This window comes from Methylomicrobium lacus (assembly GCF_041897535.1).
Lineage (GTDB): Bacteria > Pseudomonadota > Gammaproteobacteria > Methylococcales > Methylomonadaceae > Methylomicrobium > Methylomicrobium lacus_A.
The window spans coordinates 3387576-3408531 of the sequence record NZ_CP169217.1; the positions used below are offsets into that span (position 1 = coordinate 3387576).

The following is a 20956-nucleotide window of genomic DNA, read 5'->3' on the forward strand; positions in this document are numbered from 1 at the left end:
TATGGATTATTTATTTAAAACATTTGATGAGCTTGAGCGCTCAGCAATTAAGTGCTCAAAAAACGCTCCTAAAAGATTACAGCATTCAACCTATTTGTATTTCATAGCGCGCTTTTTTGTGTCTATGTATGAAGTGCTGTATGCGGAAATTCCAATTCAAGTATGGAACGAATACAGAAACGCTTTAGATCATTTATTCAGATATATATCTACCCCGGTAGAGAACGATCATTTGAAAAAAATGGAAGGGCACTTGTTGCGAAGCGTACTTGATATTACAAAATTGATGTATTATAAATCTAAAGAGTACTTGGATAATGAAGGGAATATTTATAAAGATGATGAGGTTGTTAGGCAGTTAGCAAGCGCGGCTGAAGAGCTCTTTATTAAAGCGAGACAAGAGGATATTGACTTAGGTGGGGAAAGTAACCAAGATGTCAAAATATTGAAGTTATATATGCAGTGCGCATTTTTAGTAATAGATCTCCGTTCACATATCAACAATAAAATTACCTCAAATGTGAAGATTTAGCGGGACAAGGGAGGTTTCTTGATGTTTGAAAAACTACTCCTACAGTTGGGAGCCTCGAAATACTGGCAAAATTGCCAAAAAAGGGGATTCCAGTTCAATGCCACCACAGAAATCCGATCTGGAGGCGCATGCTTGCCCTGCCATGGGTTGTTTCTTATCCTGAAATTGCCATTTTTGACGATTTCAGGCGCACTTTGCCTGTCAACAGGCAAAAGCGGGTTTAATGCCACAGGTCTTTAAACTGCAAAGACGGCGCAAATTATAGGTAGCCATCTTGAAATTCAATTGTAGAGTGGCCCGATCCAGTCCGATACAACGCAAGCCTTTATCGCCCATCTGTTCCAGGCTGGCAAACACATGCTCAACTCTGGCGCGTGTTTTGGCGATTCGGGTATTGCGCCCCTTTTGGCAGTCTGACAGCGGTTTGCCTTTGGCGGCTTTACGTTGGATATGAACCCGTAAACCCGTGGCCTTGAGTCGTGTTTCGCGCTCTTTGTCCACATAGCCTTTATCTGCATACAGGTCTTGGCGGGTATTGCTGGGGTCTAAGACGTCTTCTAAATGCAGGGTATCGTGTTCACTGGCCGTGCTGACTTTGATCTTGCGAATTAGCTTGTAATACTTATCGGCGTTGGCCGATACCTTATAGCCAAAGTAGGATTTGCCATGCTTTTTCGTCCAGGTGGCATCCATGTCTTTTTGCCGACGCTTGGCAGGTGACCAGTCGATAGGCATAGCCTGCTCTTTGAGCAGGGCTTTCTCGTCTTTAGGCAGATGCTGCTTGGGTGCTGGCATCAATCATTTGACCGCCACGAGCGAGATAACCGTGTTTGTCCAATTCCCGATTCGCGGCTTCAAAGATCGTTTCACTGGCGCCCGCCGCCATGAGCCGCTCACGGAACGTCCAGAACGTGGTGCGATCAGGGATTTGGCTGCTGTGCCGTAGCCCCGCAAAGCGCTGGAAACTCAAGCGATCCAGCAATTGAAATTCCAGTTGTTCATCACTGAGGTTATACAGTTGCTGCAATTACAGTGTCCTGACCATGATCTCGGTCGGGAACGGCGGACGGCCGCCGCGTTCTCGACTGGGTCGGGGTGCTGCTGCATCAATCGCAGCGGCTAAGGCGGCAAAATCGACATGCTTTTCCAGAATTTGTAGCACATCACCCAGCTTATCCAGCTCGGTTTCACGTTCTTCCGCAGCAAATAGACTTTCTTTGATCATGAGATTTTCAAGGCGGTGAATTATGCGATTATTATCTCATGATGCTCGGTTTTTCGAGGTTCCCAATTGTTAAAACCCAGGTGCCCCAAAGTGTTCTTGAAACTCCAGGTATTTCTGCGACGATTGAAAAAGGAATTAAAGCATATCAACTTCCCAACGAATTTCTTTTTGGACTAAAGCCAGAGATTTTAAATTATTCACCTATTTCATAGGTTTAAAGATGAAAACTGCTATAGTGAAATTGTCGTTATTATCTACCGCTCAAGGGGGGAGAAGTTTGCCCATTGTTCATCTTAGAGATTTTAGTTGTCCGGTTTTTTTTAAAAATATTCCTGAATTGGCAGAACATGGATATGACTGTCGAATTCTAGTCAAACAATATGGAAGAGAAATTCATCCTGGAGATATAGTACAAGAAATTCAAATTGCTTTCTTATCACCAGATGATGTTTTTTCTCATATTAAGAAAGGGGTAAAATTTGATCTTTGGGAAAGCAGAAAGATTGGAGAAGGAGAGGTTGTAGCAATCGTATAAGGTTTGGAGGATACTGGATCAGGCAGGCTTAGGGGGCACTAGCTCATTGACGACAGTTCCAAGCGCCATTGTTCACGCTTTAGGCGGTGGCGGAGCAGGAACAGTTGGCGGCTTCATCCGAAGCATTGGACGTATTGCTTCGCCTGTTTGGATTGGGTATGGACTCTATCTTTTTGGGGCAGAGGGATATTGTGCCGCCGCATGCGCCAATAATAATTGTGCGTACTAGGAGAACGATACTATGGAATTATGGATTTTCTTGACTATTGTCGTGCTGCTTATAAGCTTAGGCTTGATAGTCAGAGCCACAAAAAAACGCAATATTGATACTGCCCTTGCTGCTCGCGAAGCTTTAACAGATGAAGAAATATACAGGCGATTCTATGCATCTCTTGGCCTTAATAAAACAGAAGTGATTGAGTTATGGCATGAAATTGCTGAGATTTTACGCGTTCCTGCCGAGCGTATGCGGCCAAGCGACAAATTCGGAAAAGATATAGGTACATATTGGATTACTAGCGAAGAGCTTGATATTCTCAGTACAGCAGCTCAACAGCGTGCGAAGCTTCGAGGGCTTACTATTGATCTAGCTTCAATTAAGACCGTGGATGATTATGTAAAACGCTTGGCTAGAGGGTTGGATATATAATCCTGGTATTATAGCAGTGTTCGGAAACAGTTTCTTCGTTGTCCGGCGGTCGGTAGTGGTTCAGTTTGAAATTTCAGGTAGATGAACTCTTTTCGTGCCTATGCTATCTTATCGGTATGACTAAGAAAACAAACCCACGCAAAGATTTTACCCAGATCGCCTTCGATGTCTTCCAGCAAGCAACGGGAGAAATAGAAGAGCCTGATGAAGAATTGACCGGCAAGAAGGCTGATAGTCAAAAAGGCGGATTGAAGGGAGGGAAGGCGCGAGCCGAAAAGCTCACGCCGGAAGAAAGGCCAGAGATTGCCAGGAAGGCGGCAAAGGCTCGTTGGGATACTAAGATTTAATTAATTCTACGCAATTGAACTATGTTGTTTGCCATAGCTTTACGAGCAAAGAAGTCATCGGGCAACCCTGATATCGGCTTTACTAAGTATTCCGGAAAAGATAATTCTGTTAAAAAATCCCCTGCCTGAATAATCCCGTTACTATCTAATAACTCAATTATTCGCTTCATTGATCTTGATTTTTCAGGAATCATTTCTCCATCAAGCGGTTCTTTTCTTTTTAACCCAGCAGCAGACATCTTCTGGAAAAAATTAGTTTTTTGTCTATCACCAATTAATTCAATTGAATTTAGCCACATTGCTAATGCCTGCATTGAGACTCCCCATCTTTTCTTTAAACTCTGCAAAGCATTTATATCCATACTATAAAATTCCTTTGCAATGGCCTTTTCTGGGGCTAAAAACGCCATCCCAAATAGAAATGCTTGTTTTTCAACTAAATCTAATGTTTTTTTATGGTCTAAATCTTCTTGCGCCAATGAAGTATGCAAAACTAGGTGCCCTAATTCATGAGCCAAATCTAGCCTTGCGCGACAAGCATAAGCGTTTCTATTGATGAGGGTATAGGCGCGCCTATCAATCCATGCGGATATTCCGTCTATCTTTTGAGGTAATGGCAAATATCCTACTAATAAACCGTGATTCTCTAAAAGAAGAGTAAGATCACTTATAGGCCCATCACCTAGGCCAAAGAAACGCCTAGTTTGTTCAGCAAAATATTGTATTTCTTCAAGGGTTAAATTTTCGAAATCATCAATAGAAAATTTTGGAAGTTTTATAGGGCTAAATTCAACATATTCTTGTTGTAACAATCCGCATAGTTCAGCAAACAATTCAAGAAATACTTTAGCCTGGTCTATTTCTCTTGAATATGCGGATTTTAAAGTCCTGAAGTTTATAGCGGAATCTTTTTTTAAAAATCCTTCATTTTGCGGAAGGCAAAAAAATGTTTCTTTAACCCCAAGGGATCTTGCCAGTTCTCGTAATGTGTCATATGAAGGATTAGATTCACCTTTTTCAAAAGATGATATGGCCTGTCTTGTTAAGTTAATTTGCCGAGCAAGATCGACCATTGACCATCCCTTCGCCATTCGAGCTTGAGATAATCTGAATGGTTGGAAGTTAACTTGTTTTTTCCTTGCGCTGATCTTCATGGAGTGCCTCTTTAAGTACGTGTTCAATCGTGTCCTTGATTTCTTCTACGCTTTCTTTTTCTTGTTGTTTTTCTATTTTTGGCAAAAGCAAAGGTTTGCCAAGAATTTTTCCTTGATTAGTGTCCGGGACAGCTAACATCACTACCTCTGGATTTTTAAGGCCATAATGATAAAGATGTCCATATAAGTCATGATCAGTTTCTTCTTCTTCAAATGAGCTAAACAAATCGTAGTTTAGTGCGGTTAGAACGCCTCTATAAATTGCTTTCCGCGCCATACTTCTGGGGGAAGTGCTTCCCAAGAAATGCTGTGTAATCGTTAAATCGTCTTTGTACAAACGCACATGATTGCAATTTCTCGCATGATTTTTTTTGATTTCTGAACGAAATCCTTTATTGCTAATTTTTGTTAAATAGTATTCAACAAAAACATTAATTAGTCTCGGCCTTTGGTCAAGGCCAGGTGGAAATCTGCCAAGTATCGTATTCACCTCAAATAGATGCTCAACAGACCAATAGCCCGTATGAACCGCGCTTGATAAGGCGTGCAAATCAGACTCATCCAGGTACTTCGAAAAAAATTTATCCATTTGTGTCTCCACAATTACTTAATGTTTTCTATGCAAGTATTTTAGTAAAAATGGTTAAAATGTCAAGTAAAATCGTATAAAACATACTTTTTGGAAAGCATTGACATGGAGAGAGTTATAACTAAATCTGGTGTACAGCCGAACTTGAAGTGAGACGGCGTCCTCTGCTGAAATAAGATTGTCAAGATCGAGTAACAGCAAAAACGAGAGACGCGATGAGCAAAGATAAAGCAAAAAACGGTGCATGTGTAGGGGTCATTGACGACCCGTTTCGAAACGGTTGGGGCGCCGAAGGCATTAGGGGTCCTGTTAAGTTTTTACCGCTTGCTTCGACCGCATGGAGGAGGGAGGTAGGAAAACGCCACAAGGGTGGTCTATGGGCAGAGCAGGTGCCGGAGGCTGGGAGGCCACCAAAACAAGCTTTCGCAAAAATAGCGACTCCCCGCTTTCCTTCCCTTTGAATCAAATCAAATTCACCTTTTAGGCACCCAAAATTGTTGTTTACGCCAAGTAACCGTGCAACTGCCATCGTCATGATTAACAATTTCGCTGCTATCAACCTTTTTGCCAACACTCTTCGGCAATTCATGAAAGTACGCCAATGCAACAGACAGCCATCGACGATTGAGATCATCTTCGCTATCTATCTCCTTCATAAGCTCCAGCATTTCGGCCTCAAGCTGTTTTTTTCGTTGCCGATGAGCTTTTCCTGAGTCAGCTTTCGGCAATACGATATCTACCTTATATTTATCACGTAAAAATCCCACAAAACCCGACACTGCCGCCCTTTGCCCAGGCTTATGTCTAAGATAAACATCCAGAACTTTTTGATTAGGCGGTAAACACTGCATTTTTGCTGCAATTTGCAATAAGGCGAATGCTGGTGTCAACGCTAGTCTAACTGAAGACAGCGTTGTTTCGCCGGAATTTATTCGAGCTAGTAATTTTTTGTGGTAGTCGCCCAGAATAATCGATTCTTGAGAGCCTTTCGGTAATTTACCCAGGATGACCGCAATACGCCTCGATTCTGATTCCTCTTTTTTTGCCTTTGCATCTCGCACAACCAGTTTCTGTTCTTGCATCCAAAGCATGGGAAGCAAAACACGTCGGAGGCGTAAGGGTCCAAAATATGTCAAAAGCGCTTTGTATTCAGGAATCGATTTCCACTGCCGCTCAATCTCGATAAAAAATGCTAAATACCGATGTATAGTCGAAGCGGCTTTATTTTCGCCCACCTTATGAGCCAGCCATTGTCCAAATGCCGCGAAATGATGCGCCATTTCCTGCGACGAAAATGAAGCGCAATCCATTTGGATTCGTTTCTCCAATAGTGCTTTACAATAACATTTTTGGCATTGCTTACCGTAACCGGCAGGCATTTTTGCACCGCACTTTGGGCACGGAACTTCACCTTGCTCAAGACATTTCTTGCACAACCTATGCCCATCCGGCGCCTCCGTTAATAAGCGATAGCGACCGCATGCTTCGCAGGGAGCATGATCTTGTCTTCCACATTGCGGACAAACTTGAACCTCAATCCCAAGCCGATGGACCCTAGACAGCCAAATTGAAGGCTTGCCACACAAACCGCAGGGCCTTGGTTCATTAAAATAAGGCGCGCAAACCTTGCAGGCCGGTCCATAAGCCGTCATCTTCCCAATTTCATAATCCGTTTTATTGCACCGGACGCATGGACTATGCGATTGGCAAAGCCGGCACACAGCTTTAGGATCATTTCTGGGTAAACGAGCAAAATTTCCGCATGCAGGGCACATTCGACGCTTGAAAATCCTTGCATAGCACGTCGAGCAATAACGATGCCCTTTGATAATTCGCCAGATTTTTACCGCGCGCTTGCCGCATTCGTCGCAATCCTGCACGACCACTTCTCGCTTGTTGGCTTCACTCATTCTTTAACAAGGCCAATTTCCGTTCCAATCGCTTCATCATCCGTATGACCTCGTGGCGTGGTCGTGGGCCTGACAAATGGGTCTTTTGCGATTTTGTTCGCGTCACAGAATGATCAGGCAAGCCGTCAATTATTCCGGAAAGTAGGTCCGGCACTGATTCTTTTCGGGTACATAACCCTTGCCTTGAGAGATCGGCTGTTTTCATTGCCTGCAAAAACCGATCTTTATCCACTGTTAGAAACCGCCATACAGCGCCCAGGAGGCATTCGCGCATTTGGACGTTTAACCATTCAATACCTGCTCCTGCCATAATGGGAATGTGCTCGGGCAAGACTATACCTATCTCGTTAATAAACCCAAGCAATTTCTCATCACCATTTCTATTTACACGGCGAATGAAGGACTCGAAAAAACTTGCCAACTCAAACCAATGATGAGAACTGATCGATTCGCCAAGATAGACACCACATTCGCCCTGAAGAATGCGGTCTGTTTCCAATTGAAACGATTTTGCCTCATCTTTCCAGGATATTGTATCGGCCCGACCTAAATCGACTTTACAGGAAGCACAAATCGAAACCGTTTGATTTTCGGCTAATAGACGATGCGGCTCTATCGGAGCACCACAATGCCAACAACAATCATGCAATCTGCATTGGTGCGTCTCACATCCTGTATGCCAAGCAAACCGCCATTGGATACGGTAATACGGATTATTATCTTCCGCAAGACAGCTAGGGCAATACTGCAAACCACTCCTAAGTTTGGTATTCCTCTTCCCGAGGGATAGAATCCAGGGCCAAACTGCTTTTACCGGTGGGCTTCCTCGATAAATTTGCTGAATAATCGGATACAGCATTGCCGAATGGAAAATTTCCGCCGAAATACCAGAAATTACGCAAAGTGTTTTTAGTCGTTCTTCAGGGATTGATCGGTCGATATCTATTGTCCATACACGCCATTTTGGCCAAAGTTCGCCGGTCAATACAAGCGGATCGCAGCCCTGAGTCAGGGCGGCCCTGACTAACCAGGATGAAATAATCTCATCGAAAAGTATGGGGACTGAGACAGCCCATGTCGAGACTACCCGATCACTTCCCGGATGCCACGAGTAGGTCTTAGCCATGCTTTGCTCTCTACGATGGGCTTGTCGATTTTTTCTTTACCCTGGGTAATTGCCTCCTTAGCACACTCCACTAACAAGTGATGCAGATCGCCTAAATTCCCACCTGAAATAGAATGTAGCAATTGAGCAAGCTCAGGTGTATGTAACGCCGAGGGCTCTTTGAGAGGTAAAACTTTCTCAAAGCTAGCGAGCAAACGTTGGAAGTCTTGGTTTAACTCCCATATCGGCAACGTCATCACATCAAATCTGCTCGCGTGTTGTGGGTCAGTATGCAACACACGCACAGCATCGCGAGTTCCAACGGCGACAATAGGAATGGATAATTCATTGCATAAGAGTTTTAAGGCATTCATGATTTCCCGTTGCTTCATGGGGGTGCCGGTTAAAAGTGAATGAAATTCATCAATGATTAGCATCCGGGTGCGGCACGTCCTGAAAAGATGAATCACTTGGTATCTCAGCTTAGAAACAGGATCGGTTACGCGATATGGAGTGAAAAAACGTTCCAGAATGGAAGCATACAGCCCTTTTTCGTCGGCACTCGGAGGGGCTTCGGCAAGAATAACCGGTTTGATAGGTTCAGCATCGTCATTAACATAACCTTGTCCACAAGCGTCGTAAAAGTGACGAATAATAGTTGTCTTGCCATTATTCGATTCACCTACAATCAAAAGGTTCGGCATTCGGGGACGAGATGGTTTGTGGAGTAGCCCTTGCAGCGTATCCAGCATTTGAGATGCTGTCTTGTAACCGATCCACCGTGGCAGGTCCATAAATTCAATCCGTTCCTTATCTGACATTTTCATAATATGACGAAAATCAGGGTGTATATGATTGTAACTGTTCATATTCATGAAATGTCCCCGAAGGTATCAATATCACCCTCGATCAACCCATCCACCAAGGTCGAAGGTCTGGCGGGAGACAGAGATGATGGTGGAGATGGAGGTAAAGGTGCGGCAGGGGTTATTTTTTTTTCATGCTCGATACGACGCTGACTCATTCGTCGAGCTTTTTTAGTTTTCGACTTGGACTCTTCGATATCATTACGCAGTTCGGTAAGAGCACGGAGAATTTGACGTGTTGTAGGCTCATCAATATTCTCTTGTTTGAGTTTTGCGCGAGCTAAATTATGCTCCCAAATGCTCATGGCTGGAAGAGATTGATCAGCAAAGGGAATTTTAAAATATTGTTTAAGCGTTGGATCGTAGAACCAAAGGGCACTGATATCTCGCGGGTCCCGTCGAAAAATCATCTTTAATTTTTCTTCCGGGTTATCGGGATCCTTTACGTTAATCCATGGGCGCAAAGCTTCATCATAATACTGCAAATAATCAATAACAACGCCAGCCCTCTGTACGGAGCGATGGATGGACGGCAAAAAATCGAGTAACACAGCCAAACGGTCAGAGGGAACTGGTGGCAGGCCAACACCTTGGACTTCCGCATTGCCGAAAATACCGATTGTCCACTTTTTAATCGGTGGCATACCAATGCCATTATGTTTATCGGGATGATAGATTTTACATATTTGCTTCACTAACCACCGTTCAAACTCATCCTTGGTCATCACGGCTTCTTTTTCGGAATCGTATCCCTTTCTCTTTTCGATAGAAGAAAATGTCGTGCCTGGTAGCGTATGCATTATGGAAGAAAAAGTACCCAGCAATCTTTCGATATGACCTCCGTAATGCGGTTGTTTAACTGGGCGAAATTCGAGGTTAATGCCATACATCAAACACGAGCGTTGAAACGAATTTGATCGAAAATCGGCACCATTATCGACGTGAATGGTTTTGGGGACACCCCAGACTGGCCATTCCGCCTCTACATTGTGCAATATCAACCAATCCTTCTTAGGTAAGATTGCATGAGCTACGCACATAGCAACCGATGTGCCGGATGGCGGGTCAAATGACAGGTAGTACCCGGCTATCATCCGACTATAAACGTCAATCGCGACGGTTAGCCAAGGGCGGCCAATTGGCTTTCTATACACATCATCCACCAATATCACATCAACCGGCGTATGATCGATTTGAATAACGGCTAACGGAAAATCTGCGTTGGGAAACTTGCCGGGCACCGGTGTGAATTTATTTTTAGCTTTCTCTTTTTGGCCGCACCCTTTTAGATAGTCTTTTTCTGATATTTCAAGTAATCGTCGTCTAATGGTACTGGCGTGAGGAAATTCTAAATTACGAAGTTCACAAATCCTATGCACTTCTTTTATGGCATCGGATTGGCTGGGGCGCTCAGAGGTAAAGTAATATCCTTGGATGACTTCATCTATCACGGCATCTGCGACTTTAGCTATCCGCCTATTGCCTGTTCTCCAGCCACGCTTTTTGGGAATGAGAGTGGAAATGACTTCAAGCGATTGATACTTGTTTATCCATCGATAAAGTGTCGCAGTGTCAATGCCGACCGACTTGGCGTGCAGCTCGACTTCTTTGCGGCCAGGTGATTTGGCATCGAGAAGCGGTTTGATAATAGCAAACCGCTTCTCGGCAATATTCCAGTCATCATCGACGATATCGTCCAAATCACGATGCGTGTCGCTATCGATCGAGCTAGGGCTAGCGAGCGGGGTTAACTCTAAAATTCGAAGCGGCTGGTTACGTCCAGTCTCGACATTGACCCCGATGACTGTTTCAAAATCGAGAATTTGGGTAATTCGATAAACGACTTTGGCGTTTTGTACGAAACTGCCCACTTGAATGTCTACACGCTTCTTGATGGGCTCATATGCCGGATTTGTGTTATCGATATCATCATCGTGTTCTTTACTCATTAGTCGGCACCCACAATTCAGTAAAGTCATTTAATGGTTGAGAAATATCGCAATCCAATTGTCGTGTTGCGAGCAAATGCCAGATGTGGCTGATGCTTTCGGCTGCGTAGATCCCCATAAAATGCCGGGCCAATATGTCGTGAAACAGGGTTTTTTCCAGTTGGCTTACGTTATCGATTAACCGACGGCTTTCAGCTTCAGAGAAGTGCATTCTTTTGTAGCGCTCAAGAAATCTGATATTGGCTAAAGCCTGGTTACGGATGCGCGATTCGTCGTGTATGTGGAACTCCCAGCCTTGATCCTTGGCATACCGGTAAGCCGCTTTCCACTTATCAAGCCAACTTCGCCAATGCTCTCGCCATTCAGCGAGCGGTTTCACTTCAACCAGCATCGGTTTTGGATATTCGCCATACGGCAGGCAGGGGCGGTAGTACACAAGAAAGTCCGGGGTATAGGTGTAATTCAGCCCATTTTTGGTAAAAGGTATCCGAACAGGCTGAGGTATTACATCAAGCACGTCTAACTCGAATTCCTTCCGAATTAAAAAGTCCCGCTCCAGGGTAGATTCGAACTGTATAGCCGATTTTCCCCGAAAGGCATAGACCCCAGAAACACTGCGGCGCGTCGGTCGTAATTTACGGGTTTGCCCTTTGCGTAGACAGTCGCGGTTATTTTGCATAAAATGCTATTTAGTCGCACCTATTATGGTAAAAAACGTCGCATTAATTATGCATAAATATACCATAACTCATTGATTTATGGTAATGCCTGTCGCAATTATTATGGAAGATGACAGCGGAAGCAATCCTCGGCCAGGAGAAATCTCGCTCGCGCATAACGGCACCTTATTTTTGGACGAACTGCCCGAATTCGACCGGAAAGTGCTCGAAGTCTTGCGCGAACCCCTCGAAACCGGTCACATCACGATCTCGCGCGCGAACCGGCAGGCCGATTTTCCGGCCCGTTTCCAACTGGTTGCCGCGATGAACCCGTGCCCCTGCGGTTATCTCGGCGATGCGTCGGGCCGCTGTCACTGCACGGCCGAGCAGGTGATGCGCTACCGGGCCCGGATTTCGGGGCCGTTGCTCGATCGGATCGACATGCATCTGGAAGTGCCGCGGGTTCCGCATGAGGTGCTGCGCAAAGGCTCGCCCGAAGGGGAGGAAAGCAGCGCGGTGATACGGGAGCGCGTCGCCGCGGCGCGGATGCTCGCGGTCGCGCGCACCGGCAAGGCCAATTCGGCGATGACCGCGAAGGAAGTCAAACAGTTTTGCAATTTGTCCGAGCCCGGCCACCGCTTACTGGAGCAGGCGATGGACAAGTTCGGCCTGTCGAATCGCGCCTATCACCGGATCTTGAAGCTGGCGCGCACGATCGCCGATTTGGGGAGCTCGGAAACGATAGAGATCGCGCATTTGAGCGAGGCGATCGGCTACCGGAAGCTGGATCGGCGGTCATGACTGTGCCGCCGATCGAGCGGGTTGGCCTGGCTTATTTGATCTTGACCAGTTCTTTGCCGTCGCTATTGAAGTGGCAAATGCCCGCCGCGAAATTGCTGCAATGTTCCGATTGCTCGATCTTCGCGCCGTTCGGGCTCAGTTGGATCTTCAGTTCGCAATAATCGGCCTGGCCTTCGATATGCTTCTTCATCAGCAATTGGTTCTCGCCTGTCTTCTTGGCTTCGCCTGAAACATCGGCCGAACAGGCCTTGGCGTCTTTTTCATTGGCATTCGGCTCGAAATCGACATCGGTGCTGACGGTGATTTCATCGTTCAGCTGGGTGATTTTCAGGTGATGGACGTGATTGCCGTCGCGCAGCAAATAATGGTCGGTAACTGCAAACGCAGAGCCGGAAGCCAGCATGGCCGCCAGAAACAAAGATTTTTTCATGGTGTTATCTCTTTTTGAGTGAGTGGATTCGTAGGTTCAGGGCCGGTAGCAACGGCATCCGGCCGGATCTTCCGCTGCCGTGAGTTCCGATGGCTGCGGTTAGCCGGCCATTTTACCTCATACTGCGGATTTGCCCAAAGCCTGCAGCCCGATGGGTATGACGTTAGTAACCGCCGGCGCAACGGCGGCCGTGTGCGCTTGACAGCAGGCGGCGGCCTGCGTATCGGTATAAAATTCGACGTATCCGGTCTCCACATCATACATCGCGCCGACGATGTCGATTTGGCCGGCCTTCGCCATGCCGTCCAGCAACGGGCTTTGCTTTCGGATTTGTTCGACGCTCAAGTGAACGTTGCGTTCGGCGACTTTCTGTACCAGCACCGGCTGTTCGGGCGGGTTTTTCGCGTCGAATTCCGCGCGAACCGCATGGACTGCCGGCTTGATTTTTTGCAGCAGGCCGGTCAAATGGTCGAGCTCGACATCGGCGCAGGCGCCTTTGACTGCGCCGCAAAGGCTGTGGCCAAGCACGACGATCAATTTCGATCCTGCCAGTTTGCAGGCGAATTCCATGCTGCCGAGAATGTCGTCATTCACGACATTGCCCGCGACCCGGGCGCTGAACACGTCGCCGAGGCCCTGGTCGAAGATCAGTTCGACCGAGGTTCTGGAGTCGATGCAGCTCAGGATGATAGCGATCGGGAACTGGCCTTTGCGGGTGTCGTTGACCTGTTCGAGCAGATTGCGATTCGACTTCAGGTTGTTCACGAAACGCTCGTTGCCATCCTTTAAAATGGCCAATACCTCGGCCGGCGTCAGCGACTGCTGCGAATCATAGGTTTGCGCCCTGGCCGTTTCGAGCGGCGGCAAGGTGCCGTAGCCGCGCAGGTTCTCGACCGTCAACTTGATGCCCTTGATTTGCGCTTCCGATCTGAAATTCTGGATGATTTCAAAAATGTCATAATCGATGAATTTCGACCGGGTCGCGTCGATCACGACCTCGGAACCCGCCGGCAATTGTTTCAGGGTCCGTTGTACGTTGGCCTTGTTTAAAAACGAAACCTGCTCGGAAAGCCGCAGCACGGTCTTGTTGCCAAGGTGTGTTTCACGCAGATAGAACGAGCCGCGGTAATTTTCGATCAGGATCGCAATCAATGCGAACGACATGCCGATCGCGATGCCGGTCAAAAGATCGGTCAGCACGAGGCCGAGCACCGTCGCGCAAAACGGAATGAAATGGTACTTGCCCGCCATGTACATGTTTTCGAATACCTGGGGTCTGGCCAGACGGTAGCCGGCCAGCAGCAAGATACTGGCCAGACTCGCCAGCGGCACCAAGTTGAATACGCCGGGGATGAAAATGATGGTAAACAAAAGCAGTAGGCTTTGAACGAGCGCCGCTGTCCGGCTTTTGGCGCCGGATTCGATATTGATCGAACTGCGGATGATCAATTGCGTCATCGGCAGGCCGCCGATGAAGCCGGCGCAGATATTGCCGATGCCTTGCACGATCAGCTCGCGGCTGGTCGGGGTGATGCGTTTAAAGGGGTCCAGCTTGTCCACCGCTTCGACCGTCAGCAAGGTTTCGAGGCTCGCGACCAGCGCAATCGTCAGCGCAAACCAATAGACTTTCGGATCAAAAAGCCGCGCAAAATCCGGTAAATAAAGCTGGCTGAGGATATCCGACGGATGCTCGAAGACAGGAATCATCACCAAATGTGCGTTTTTCAGTTCCCAGGCCGGATAAAAGTTGGCGAGCAGGAGATTGGCCAGCACGCCGACCAGCAAGGCTACCAAGCCGCCCTGCAGCAAGCGCAGGAGCGGATGCTTGTCTTTGATCAGGAACTCCCAAATCAATAAACTCGCCAGCGACAGCAAAGAGATCAGTACCGCGCCCGGCGATAAACTGCCGAGCATATGGCTCAATTCCGAGAACGAGGAATATTGATCGCTCTGGATGAAGTTGACATCGCCTTCGTAATCGCGGTCGTAGCCGACTGCATGCGGGATTTGCTTCAAAAACAGGATCAGGCCGATGCCGTAGAGCATGCCGTTGATCACCGAGGAAGGGAAATAATAGGCGATCACGCCGGCTCTCAAAATTCCCATGCCGACCTGTATCAAACCGGCCAATACTATCGCCAGAAGAAACGCATTGAAGCCCAGTTGTTGTATCGCCGCGAGGATGATCACGGTCAGCCCGGCGGCCGTGCCGTTGATGCCGAGCGTCGAACCGCTAAGCTGCGAAACGATCAAGCCGCCGATGATGCCGCTAATCAAGCCGGACAGGGGCGGCGCGCCCGATGCCATCGCAATGCCCAGGGAAAGCGGGACGGAAACCAAAAATACGGCGATGCCGGCGGAAATATCGTCTTTCAAATTTTTTGAGAATGAATTAAGCATTATTTTTATCCCGAGAATCGTTGAGTCGCGAAGGTGCGTTAAGGTCAGCTGCAAAATAATATCGAATCGATACAATTTTGCCTGAGATAAACGATTTGTCAATAAAGACCTAAGCCAAGGTAAGTTTCCGGAGTCTACGGCGTAATTTGTTGGTAAAGATCCCCCTAGTTGTGGAATTAGAAAATAAGAGTGTCTGCTGCCCATCCGTGTTCCCTCGCATCCAGTCGTTTCTCCGGGGAAATCATCGAGTAAGGTTGAGCAGCGATGTCATGCCGGTTAAACACAGCAACATTGCGGGGGAGGGATTAACGAAGGGTAATGCTTAAGGGACTGTATGGGCATAGGCTAGAGCGCCGTCTGGCAGGAAACTGAAACAGTGTTGCGCGCCGTCTTCAGGACTCGGTCAAAAACAACGTCGTTTCAGTCGACACCGCCCCGTCAGGTTTAAAAATCTGGCGGGGCTTAACAAGTTAAATCCCTAGCGATTGGCTGGCATGCCTTTCAGCAGCCAGCTGAGAAAGTTTTCGCGGTTGCGCGAACAGATCACGACCTTGCCCTTGCCGGAGAACTTGAGCACCATGCCTTCGCCGCTGGTCACGCTGTTGACCAGTTGGCCGAGCAAGCCGCCGCCCTGGCGCGTGGTGACCGAGATTTCGTGGTGCAGGCGGCTATCCCAGGCGACCACATGGGCGTTGTCGATGATCATGTCCTTGCCCGGTTCGACATCGAGCACAAAACTCGAGCCGAAGCCGGAAACGGCCAGTTTGCCGCGGCCTGACGCCTCGCAAATGAAAAAGCCTCCGGTCTGACCGAACAGCGCCGAGCCGACTCCCTGGGCGCGGACATTCAGATTGACGCCGTAGTCGGCGGCGACGAAAGCGCCGTCGCTGACCATGTAGTTGGTCTCGCCGACATCCAGCACCTGAATCGCGCCGGGCAGGGTCGGGGACAGCAGGCAATCGCCGGCGCCGCGTACCGCCTCGATATGCTGTTGAAAAAACGATTCGTCGTTGGCCAGTCGCCGCATCAAGGCGCCGCCGAGTCCGCCGGTCATCTTGCCCTTCAGTTCCAGGGTATCCTCCATCATCACCATCGCGTTCGCTTCGCAATAGATCTTTTCGCCGCCGGCTAGGCTGACATGCAGAAAGGGATCGACATCTCCGGTGACGGTGAATTGGGCCATGGGGCTTTACCTCTGGGTGGATTCAGTGACGGATCATTTTTTGGCGATCGTGTTCCAGGCGGCCAGCCAGGTTTGCGACTGGTAGGTGTCGGCTTTCTTGTCCAGTTCGCCGGTCAACACCATCCGCAGGGTCTGATCGATGATGCCGAAAAAATAGGCGAAGCACAATTGCGGCGACAGATTACGCATTTCTCCGCTTTTCGCGCCGGCCTGGAAGATTTTTAGGATTTTGGCAAACGGCGGCGTTTCGAGCAGCGGTTTTTCCTCCGGCAATATCTCGTTGATGTTCAATACCAATAGCAATTGCATCACATGCGGCGCTTCATCGGTCAGTCTGAACAACAAATCGACGATGCCGCGCAGCTGCTCCGCGGGCTTTTGATTCTTGCGGCGAATATCGTCGATCGACACGTTCAAACTGTCGAAAATGTTCGCATAGAGCGCCGCCGCGATCATCTGCTTGTTTTTGAAATGCTGGTAGATGCCGCTGGTTCCCTTGACGCCGGCCGCATCGGCAATGTCGGTCAGCGAGGTGTTGAAAAAACCTTTTTCGGCGAACAGCTTCAGTGCCGCGAGCAAAATCTCATCCTGCGCGTCGGCTTTGGTCTGAGTATCTTCTTTTTCCTGATCCATTATTATTCTTTCACAGCCGATTCAATGAGCTGTATCTTGGGTTGATTGTGTCCCGGAACAAAAACAAAGCCCGGAATTAAAAAATTCAGTGTTCCTTGATGGCGGTGATTGCCGCGCACAAGTAGTTGATCATCGACCACAAGGTCAATACCGCCGCGATATACAGCAAGACATAGCCGATCGCATTGATCGGAACGCCGAACAAATCCTCGCGGTAGAGCAGCATGCCGATCGCGACCATCTGCGCGGTCGTTTTCCATTTGCCGAGCGTCGAGACTTTGACTTTCGCACGCTGGCCGATTTCGGCCATCCATTCCCGGAGCGAGGCGATCGTGATTTCACGGCCGATGATGATAGCGGCGGGCACCGCCAGATACGGGTTGGCCTGTTGCTGCACGATCAGCACCAGCACGAAAGCCACCATCAATTTATCGGCGACCGGGTCCAGAAAGGCGCCGAACGGCGTCTCCTGCTGCATCTTCCGGGCCAGATAGCCGTCGAGCCAATCGGTAATGCCGGCCGCGATGAAAATCGCGGTGCAGGCGATATTCGCATAGGCCCAGGGCAAGTAGAACACGACCATCAATAAAGGAATCAGCGCGATTCGCAACAGGGTCAGATTCGTCGGTATGTTGAATTCAATGGTCATCTGCTTGATGAAAGCTGTCGTATATACGTTGCGCCAATTGACGGCTAATGCCGTCTATGCTGGAAAGCGCATCCACACCCGCCTGGGTCACGCCTTGCAGCCCCCCGAATTGTTTTAATAATAATTGCCGCCGTTTCGGCCCCAATCCTTCGATCGATTCCAACACCGAGCGTTTCTTGACCTTGCCCAGCCGTTGCCGGTGCCCGGTGATCGCAAAACGGTGCGCCTCGTCGCGGATATGCTGAATCAGCAGCAAGCCGCCGGCTCCCGGATTGACCGCGAGCGGCTGATTTTGATCGACCAGGATCAGCTTTTCCATGCCCGGTTTTCGGTCCGGACCTTTCGAAACGCCCACTATCATAACATTGTTTATGTCCAATTCCGCCAATGCCTTTTGCGCTTCATGCACTTGCCCCTTGCCACCGTCGATAAAGAGGATGTCCGGCGCTTCGTGTTCGCCCTGTTTCAGGCGCTTGAATCGCCGCGAAACCGCCTGATGAATCGCCGCATAATCGTCTCCCGGCGTGATGCCCTCGATATTGAAACGCCGGTAGGCCGATTTGACCGGGCCTTCGCGGTCGAATACCACGCAAGAGGCGACGGTCTGCTCGCCCTGATGATGGCTGATGTCGAAACATTCGAGGCGCTTCGGCAATTCGGCGCATCCGAGCTCTTCCTGCAAGCTGATAAAGCGCGCATAAAGGCCCTGTTTGTCGGCCAGTTTGTTCTGCAGCGAGGTTGCCGCATTCTCGGTCGCCATCTGCAGCCATTTGAGCCGTTCGCCGCGCACATTCGCCGAAATCGCGACCTGATGCTTTGCCTGATTGGCCAGTACCTCGGCGATCAGATCGTTTTCTTCGAGCGGATGACTGACGATCAATTCATGCGGCGGCGGCCGTTCCAGATAATATTGCGCGATGAACGCCTGCAGGATAGATGCCGGATCGTGTTCGTCGGACATCTTCGGAAAAAATTGTTTATTGCCCAGATGCTGGCCGCCGCGGATGAAAAACACCTGGATGCAGGCCATGCTCGCCTTCGTCGCGCAGGCGATGATGTCGACGTCGCCGCGTTCGCCGTGCACGAAATTCTTTTCGAGCACGGCGCGCAATTTGGCGATCTGGTCGCGGTATTGCGCGGCGCGTTCGAATTGCAGCGCCGCGGCCGCCTGTTCCATTTTGGTTATCAATTGTTCGATCAGCAGGCCGCCCTTGCCTTCGAGGAACAGGATGGTGTTTTCGACATCCTGGGCATAGCCGGGTTTGTCGATCAGGCCGACGCAGGGTGCGGTGCAGCGCTCGATCTGATATTGCAGGCAGGGGCGGGTGCGGTTTTGAAACACCGAATCCTCGCACTGCCGGACCGGAAAAATTTTTTGCAGCAGTTTCAGGCATTCCCTGACCGCGCCGACGCTCGGATACGGCCCGAAATATTTGCCCGGCCGCTTTTTTGCGCCGCGGTGAAAGGTGATTTGCGGAAAATCGTGGGCGCTGGACAGATAGATATAAGGATAGGATTTGTCGTCGCGCAGGCAGATGTTGTAGCGCGGCTTGTGGCGCTTGATCAATTGCGATTCGAGCAGCAGCGCCTCGCCTTCGGTATGGGTTACGGTTACGGTGATCGAAGCGACCTTGGAAACCATCGTGTGCTGTTTGATCGACGCGGCCTTATTGTTGAAATAGGTCGCAACGCGGTTCTTCAGATTCTTCGCCTTGCCGATGTAAATGATCTCGCCCTGGGCGTCGAGCATTTGATAAACGCCGGGGCGGGTGGTCAGGTTTTTGATGAAATCCTTCGCATCGAAGGCATTTTCAGTTTGTTCAGGATGCATCGGGGGTATATTTCGAATCGACGAGGGCGATAGTTTTTTGACAACGGCGGCCGAATGCGCGCCATGGATAAATTTGCATGGGTTTCAGCGGCCGGCAACCGGCGCTATCTTAACGCGCGGCAATTTAGCGATGCAAAATTATCGGTCGAATGACGCTCGATTCGAGTGGCGGAAGCGCTAATTTCTTGCTATAAAAAACCCCGCACGGGCAATTCCGGGCGGGGTTTTTGATGCTGCCGTTTAAATCCGTCTCTGCCATCATTTGATGGCAGAGGCGCGACGGTTTTAATTAGTCGCGCAGATTACGTTAACGGTGTAATTTGCGCCTAATATAGATGAGAGGCTAGTGAGTGTGCCAAACTTGGCGCCCCAGCCTGTCGGTATGCCGCTGCTGATCAGCGCTCCATTCGCGGTGGGTCCGGAAGTGACTGCAAAGGTCAGTCCCAGCAACGTATTTTCTGCCGAAACGCCCCCGCCGACAACAGACTCGCCTGGGTCGCAATTCTTGCTTACGACAGTGTCGGTAAGCAACGATACGGTTCCGGAAGTCGATCTCACTACCGTCTTTTGGGGTAGACCGGCAGGTCCGGTAGGACCTTGGGGGCCTTGAGGGCCCGTGGCTCCGGCCGGGCCTCCAGCGGGTCCGGTAGGGCCTTGAGGGCCAGTGGCCCCGGCCGGGCCTTGCGGTCCTGTAGCGCCTATGGCCGAGCCTCCAGCGGATCCTGGGGTTCCAGCTGGGCCTTGCGGTCCTGTCGGACCGGTTTCGCCGGGTATGCCGGCGGTCGTATAAACGATGTCCAGTTCCGCCGCATTGCCCAAAGCCTTGCTTTCTTTGCTCACGATTTTAGCGTTAAACGACCCGGAGCTGCCGGTCAGCAAAAAGCCGATCGTGTTGTCGGCAGTGCCCAAATGAGACCCAGTCAAACCTAAACTGGAGCGAACGTATTTGGTGACGTCGAATTCCAGCCATTGATTGACGGATTGGGCATTATTGACAGTGGCTTGCGGCAACGGAACAGGATCGTTGCTGGCATCAATGGTAATCGTAGAGGTAAGGTTTGCTTCTGTCCAGGTATCCTCTGAGACCAGCTTGCGAACGGTCAGCATGCCGCTTTGGTTCTTCGGAATGCCGGAGACAAAAACCTTCAGTACGGCTTTTGAAACATCGCTGGGGGTGGGGGTTGAATCTTTCAGATTAAATTTAAGGTAACCATCGGTTTTGGTTTTGCCAGCCGTCACCAGAATCGCGGTTTGCTTGCCGTAATTTTTGGATAGGCCCTGTTTCAGATAGGTATCCGCCACTAAGGTCGGATTACTCCACGCGGCCGGCGAAACCGCCAACGCGGCCAATGAGCCGATGACGGGCAGTGCTTTGGCGCTTTGGTATCTTGGTTTGGTATGATGGGGTTTATTGGTGTTTTTCATAATGATCTCGTAATTTTTCCAAGGATTGAGCAAAACCGGGAGTTAACTCCGGTGTACAGCTGATCGCAAAAAAATCTCGGGCTC

At 49.2% G+C, this 20956-nt stretch carries 18 protein-coding genes and 2 pseudogenes; 5 read left to right on the top strand and 15 right to left on the bottom strand.

Annotated features, from left to right (window positions below; translation table 11 throughout):
- The first annotated feature begins 1 nt into the window (after position 1).
- Positions 2-532 carry a hypothetical protein gene (locus tag ACEPPP_RS15170; protein WP_374088066.1) on the top strand — a complete coding sequence of 177 codons (531 nt, stop codon included), beginning with the start codon at positions 2-4 and terminating at the stop codon, positions 530-532.
- Positions 533-733: 201 nt separating this feature from the next.
- Here the strand turns inward: ACEPPP_RS15170 and ACEPPP_RS15175 are convergent.
- Positions 734-1757: pseudogene (locus tag ACEPPP_RS15175) on the bottom strand (IS5 family transposase).
- Between the two features lie 220 nt (positions 1758-1977).
- On the opposite strand from ACEPPP_RS15175, the gene ACEPPP_RS15180 reads away from it, so the two are divergent.
- The 3 genes from ACEPPP_RS15180 (at position 1978) to ACEPPP_RS15190 (ending at position 3288) form a co-directional block, all read left to right on the top strand.
- The gene (locus ACEPPP_RS15180; RefSeq protein WP_374088068.1) at positions 1978-2292 is read left to right on the top strand and encodes a hypothetical protein; all 315 of its coding nucleotides are present in this window, start codon (positions 1978-1980) and stop codon (positions 2290-2292) included.
- 241 nt (positions 2293-2533) lie between these two features.
- Complete coding sequence (locus tag ACEPPP_RS15185; RefSeq protein ID WP_374088070.1) at positions 2534-2941, top strand: hypothetical protein; 408 nt, start codon at positions 2534-2536, stop codon at positions 2939-2941.
- Positions 2942-3057: 116 nt separating this feature from the next.
- On the top strand, positions 3058-3288 hold the full coding sequence (locus ACEPPP_RS15190; protein WP_374088071.1) for a hypothetical protein: 231 nt from the start codon (positions 3058-3060) through the stop codon (positions 3286-3288).
- Here ACEPPP_RS15190 and ACEPPP_RS15195 read toward each other — a convergent pair.
- The 7 genes from ACEPPP_RS15195 to ACEPPP_RS15225 form a co-directional block, all read right to left on the bottom strand.
- A complete protein-coding gene (locus ACEPPP_RS15195; protein WP_374088073.1) occupies positions 3285-4442 on the bottom strand; it encodes a helix-turn-helix domain-containing protein in 1158 nt (385 codons plus the stop codon). The two genes, ACEPPP_RS15190 and ACEPPP_RS15195, sit on opposite strands and share 4 nt — an antisense overlap.
- A complete protein-coding gene (locus ACEPPP_RS15200; RefSeq protein WP_374088075.1) occupies positions 4411-5031 on the bottom strand; it encodes a hypothetical protein in 621 nt (206 codons plus the stop codon). The genes ACEPPP_RS15195 and ACEPPP_RS15200 overlap by 32 nt, the downstream gene beginning before the upstream one ends.
- A 473-nt stretch (positions 5032-5504) precedes the next feature.
- Complete coding sequence (locus ACEPPP_RS15205) at positions 5505-6941, bottom strand: hypothetical protein (RefSeq protein ID WP_374088077.1); 1437 nt, start codon at positions 6939-6941, stop codon at positions 5505-5507.
- Positions 6934-8067: a TniQ family protein gene (locus ACEPPP_RS15210; protein WP_374088081.1), complete on the bottom strand. Its 1134-nt coding sequence runs from the start codon at positions 8065-8067 to the stop codon at positions 6934-6936. The genes ACEPPP_RS15205 and ACEPPP_RS15210 overlap by 8 nt, the downstream gene beginning before the upstream one ends.
- The gene (locus tag ACEPPP_RS15215; RefSeq protein WP_374088084.1) at positions 8025-8921 is read right to left on the bottom strand and encodes a TniB family NTP-binding protein; all 897 of its coding nucleotides are present in this window, start codon (positions 8919-8921) and stop codon (positions 8025-8027) included. Before ACEPPP_RS15215 ends, ACEPPP_RS15210 begins: the two co-directional genes overlap by 43 nt.
- Positions 8918-10861 carry a Mu transposase C-terminal domain-containing protein gene (locus ACEPPP_RS15220; RefSeq protein WP_374088086.1) on the bottom strand — a complete coding sequence of 648 codons (1944 nt, stop codon included), beginning with the start codon at positions 10859-10861 and terminating at the stop codon, positions 8918-8920. The genes ACEPPP_RS15215 and ACEPPP_RS15220 overlap by 4 nt, the downstream gene beginning before the upstream one ends.
- Entirely contained in the window at positions 10854-11540 is a 687-nt protein-coding gene (locus ACEPPP_RS15225) for a TnsA endonuclease N-terminal domain-containing protein (protein ID WP_374088088.1), read from the bottom strand. Before ACEPPP_RS15225 ends, ACEPPP_RS15220 begins: the two co-directional genes overlap by 8 nt.
- 118 nt (positions 11541-11658) lie before the next feature.
- On the opposite strand from ACEPPP_RS15225, the pseudogene ACEPPP_RS15230 reads away from it, so the two are divergent.
- Positions 11659-12321: pseudogene (locus tag ACEPPP_RS15230) on the top strand (ATP-binding protein); the annotation flags it as partial.
- Positions 12322-12352: 31 nt separating this feature from the next.
- Here the strand turns inward: ACEPPP_RS15230 and ACEPPP_RS15235 are convergent.
- From ACEPPP_RS15235 to ACEPPP_RS15265, 7 genes are all read right to left on the bottom strand, one after another.
- Positions 12353-12751: a hypothetical protein gene (locus ACEPPP_RS15235; RefSeq protein WP_374088090.1), complete on the bottom strand. Its 399-nt coding sequence runs from the start codon at positions 12749-12751 to the stop codon at positions 12353-12355.
- Positions 12752-12868: 117 nt separating this feature from the next.
- On the bottom strand, positions 12869-15151 hold the full coding sequence (locus ACEPPP_RS15240; protein WP_374088092.1) for a bifunctional SulP family inorganic anion transporter/carbonic anhydrase: 2283 nt from the start codon (positions 15149-15151) through the stop codon (positions 12869-12871).
- A 478-nt stretch (positions 15152-15629) separates the two neighbouring features.
- Complete coding sequence (locus tag ACEPPP_RS15245) at positions 15630-16334, bottom strand: TIGR00266 family protein (protein ID WP_374088094.1); 705 nt, start codon at positions 16332-16334, stop codon at positions 15630-15632.
- 33 nt (positions 16335-16367) lie between these two features.
- Positions 16368-16967, bottom strand: coding sequence for a TetR/AcrR family transcriptional regulator (locus ACEPPP_RS15250; RefSeq protein ID WP_374088096.1), 600 nt, complete (start codon positions 16965-16967; stop codon positions 16368-16370).
- A gap of 85 nt (positions 16968-17052) precedes the next feature.
- A complete protein-coding gene (gene pgsA / locus ACEPPP_RS15255; protein WP_374088102.1) occupies positions 17053-17616 on the bottom strand; it encodes a CDP-diacylglycerol--glycerol-3-phosphate 3-phosphatidyltransferase in 564 nt (187 codons plus the stop codon).
- Positions 17606-19447: an excinuclease ABC subunit UvrC gene (gene uvrC / locus ACEPPP_RS15260; protein WP_374088104.1), complete on the bottom strand. Its 1842-nt coding sequence runs from the start codon at positions 19445-19447 to the stop codon at positions 17606-17608. The genes pgsA and uvrC overlap by 11 nt, the downstream gene beginning before the upstream one ends.
- Positions 19448-19732: 285 nt before the next feature.
- Positions 19733-20905: a DNRLRE domain-containing protein gene (locus ACEPPP_RS15265; protein ID WP_374088106.1), complete on the bottom strand. Its 1173-nt coding sequence runs from the start codon at positions 20903-20905 to the stop codon at positions 19733-19735.
- Positions 20906-20956: the final 51 nt, after the last annotated feature.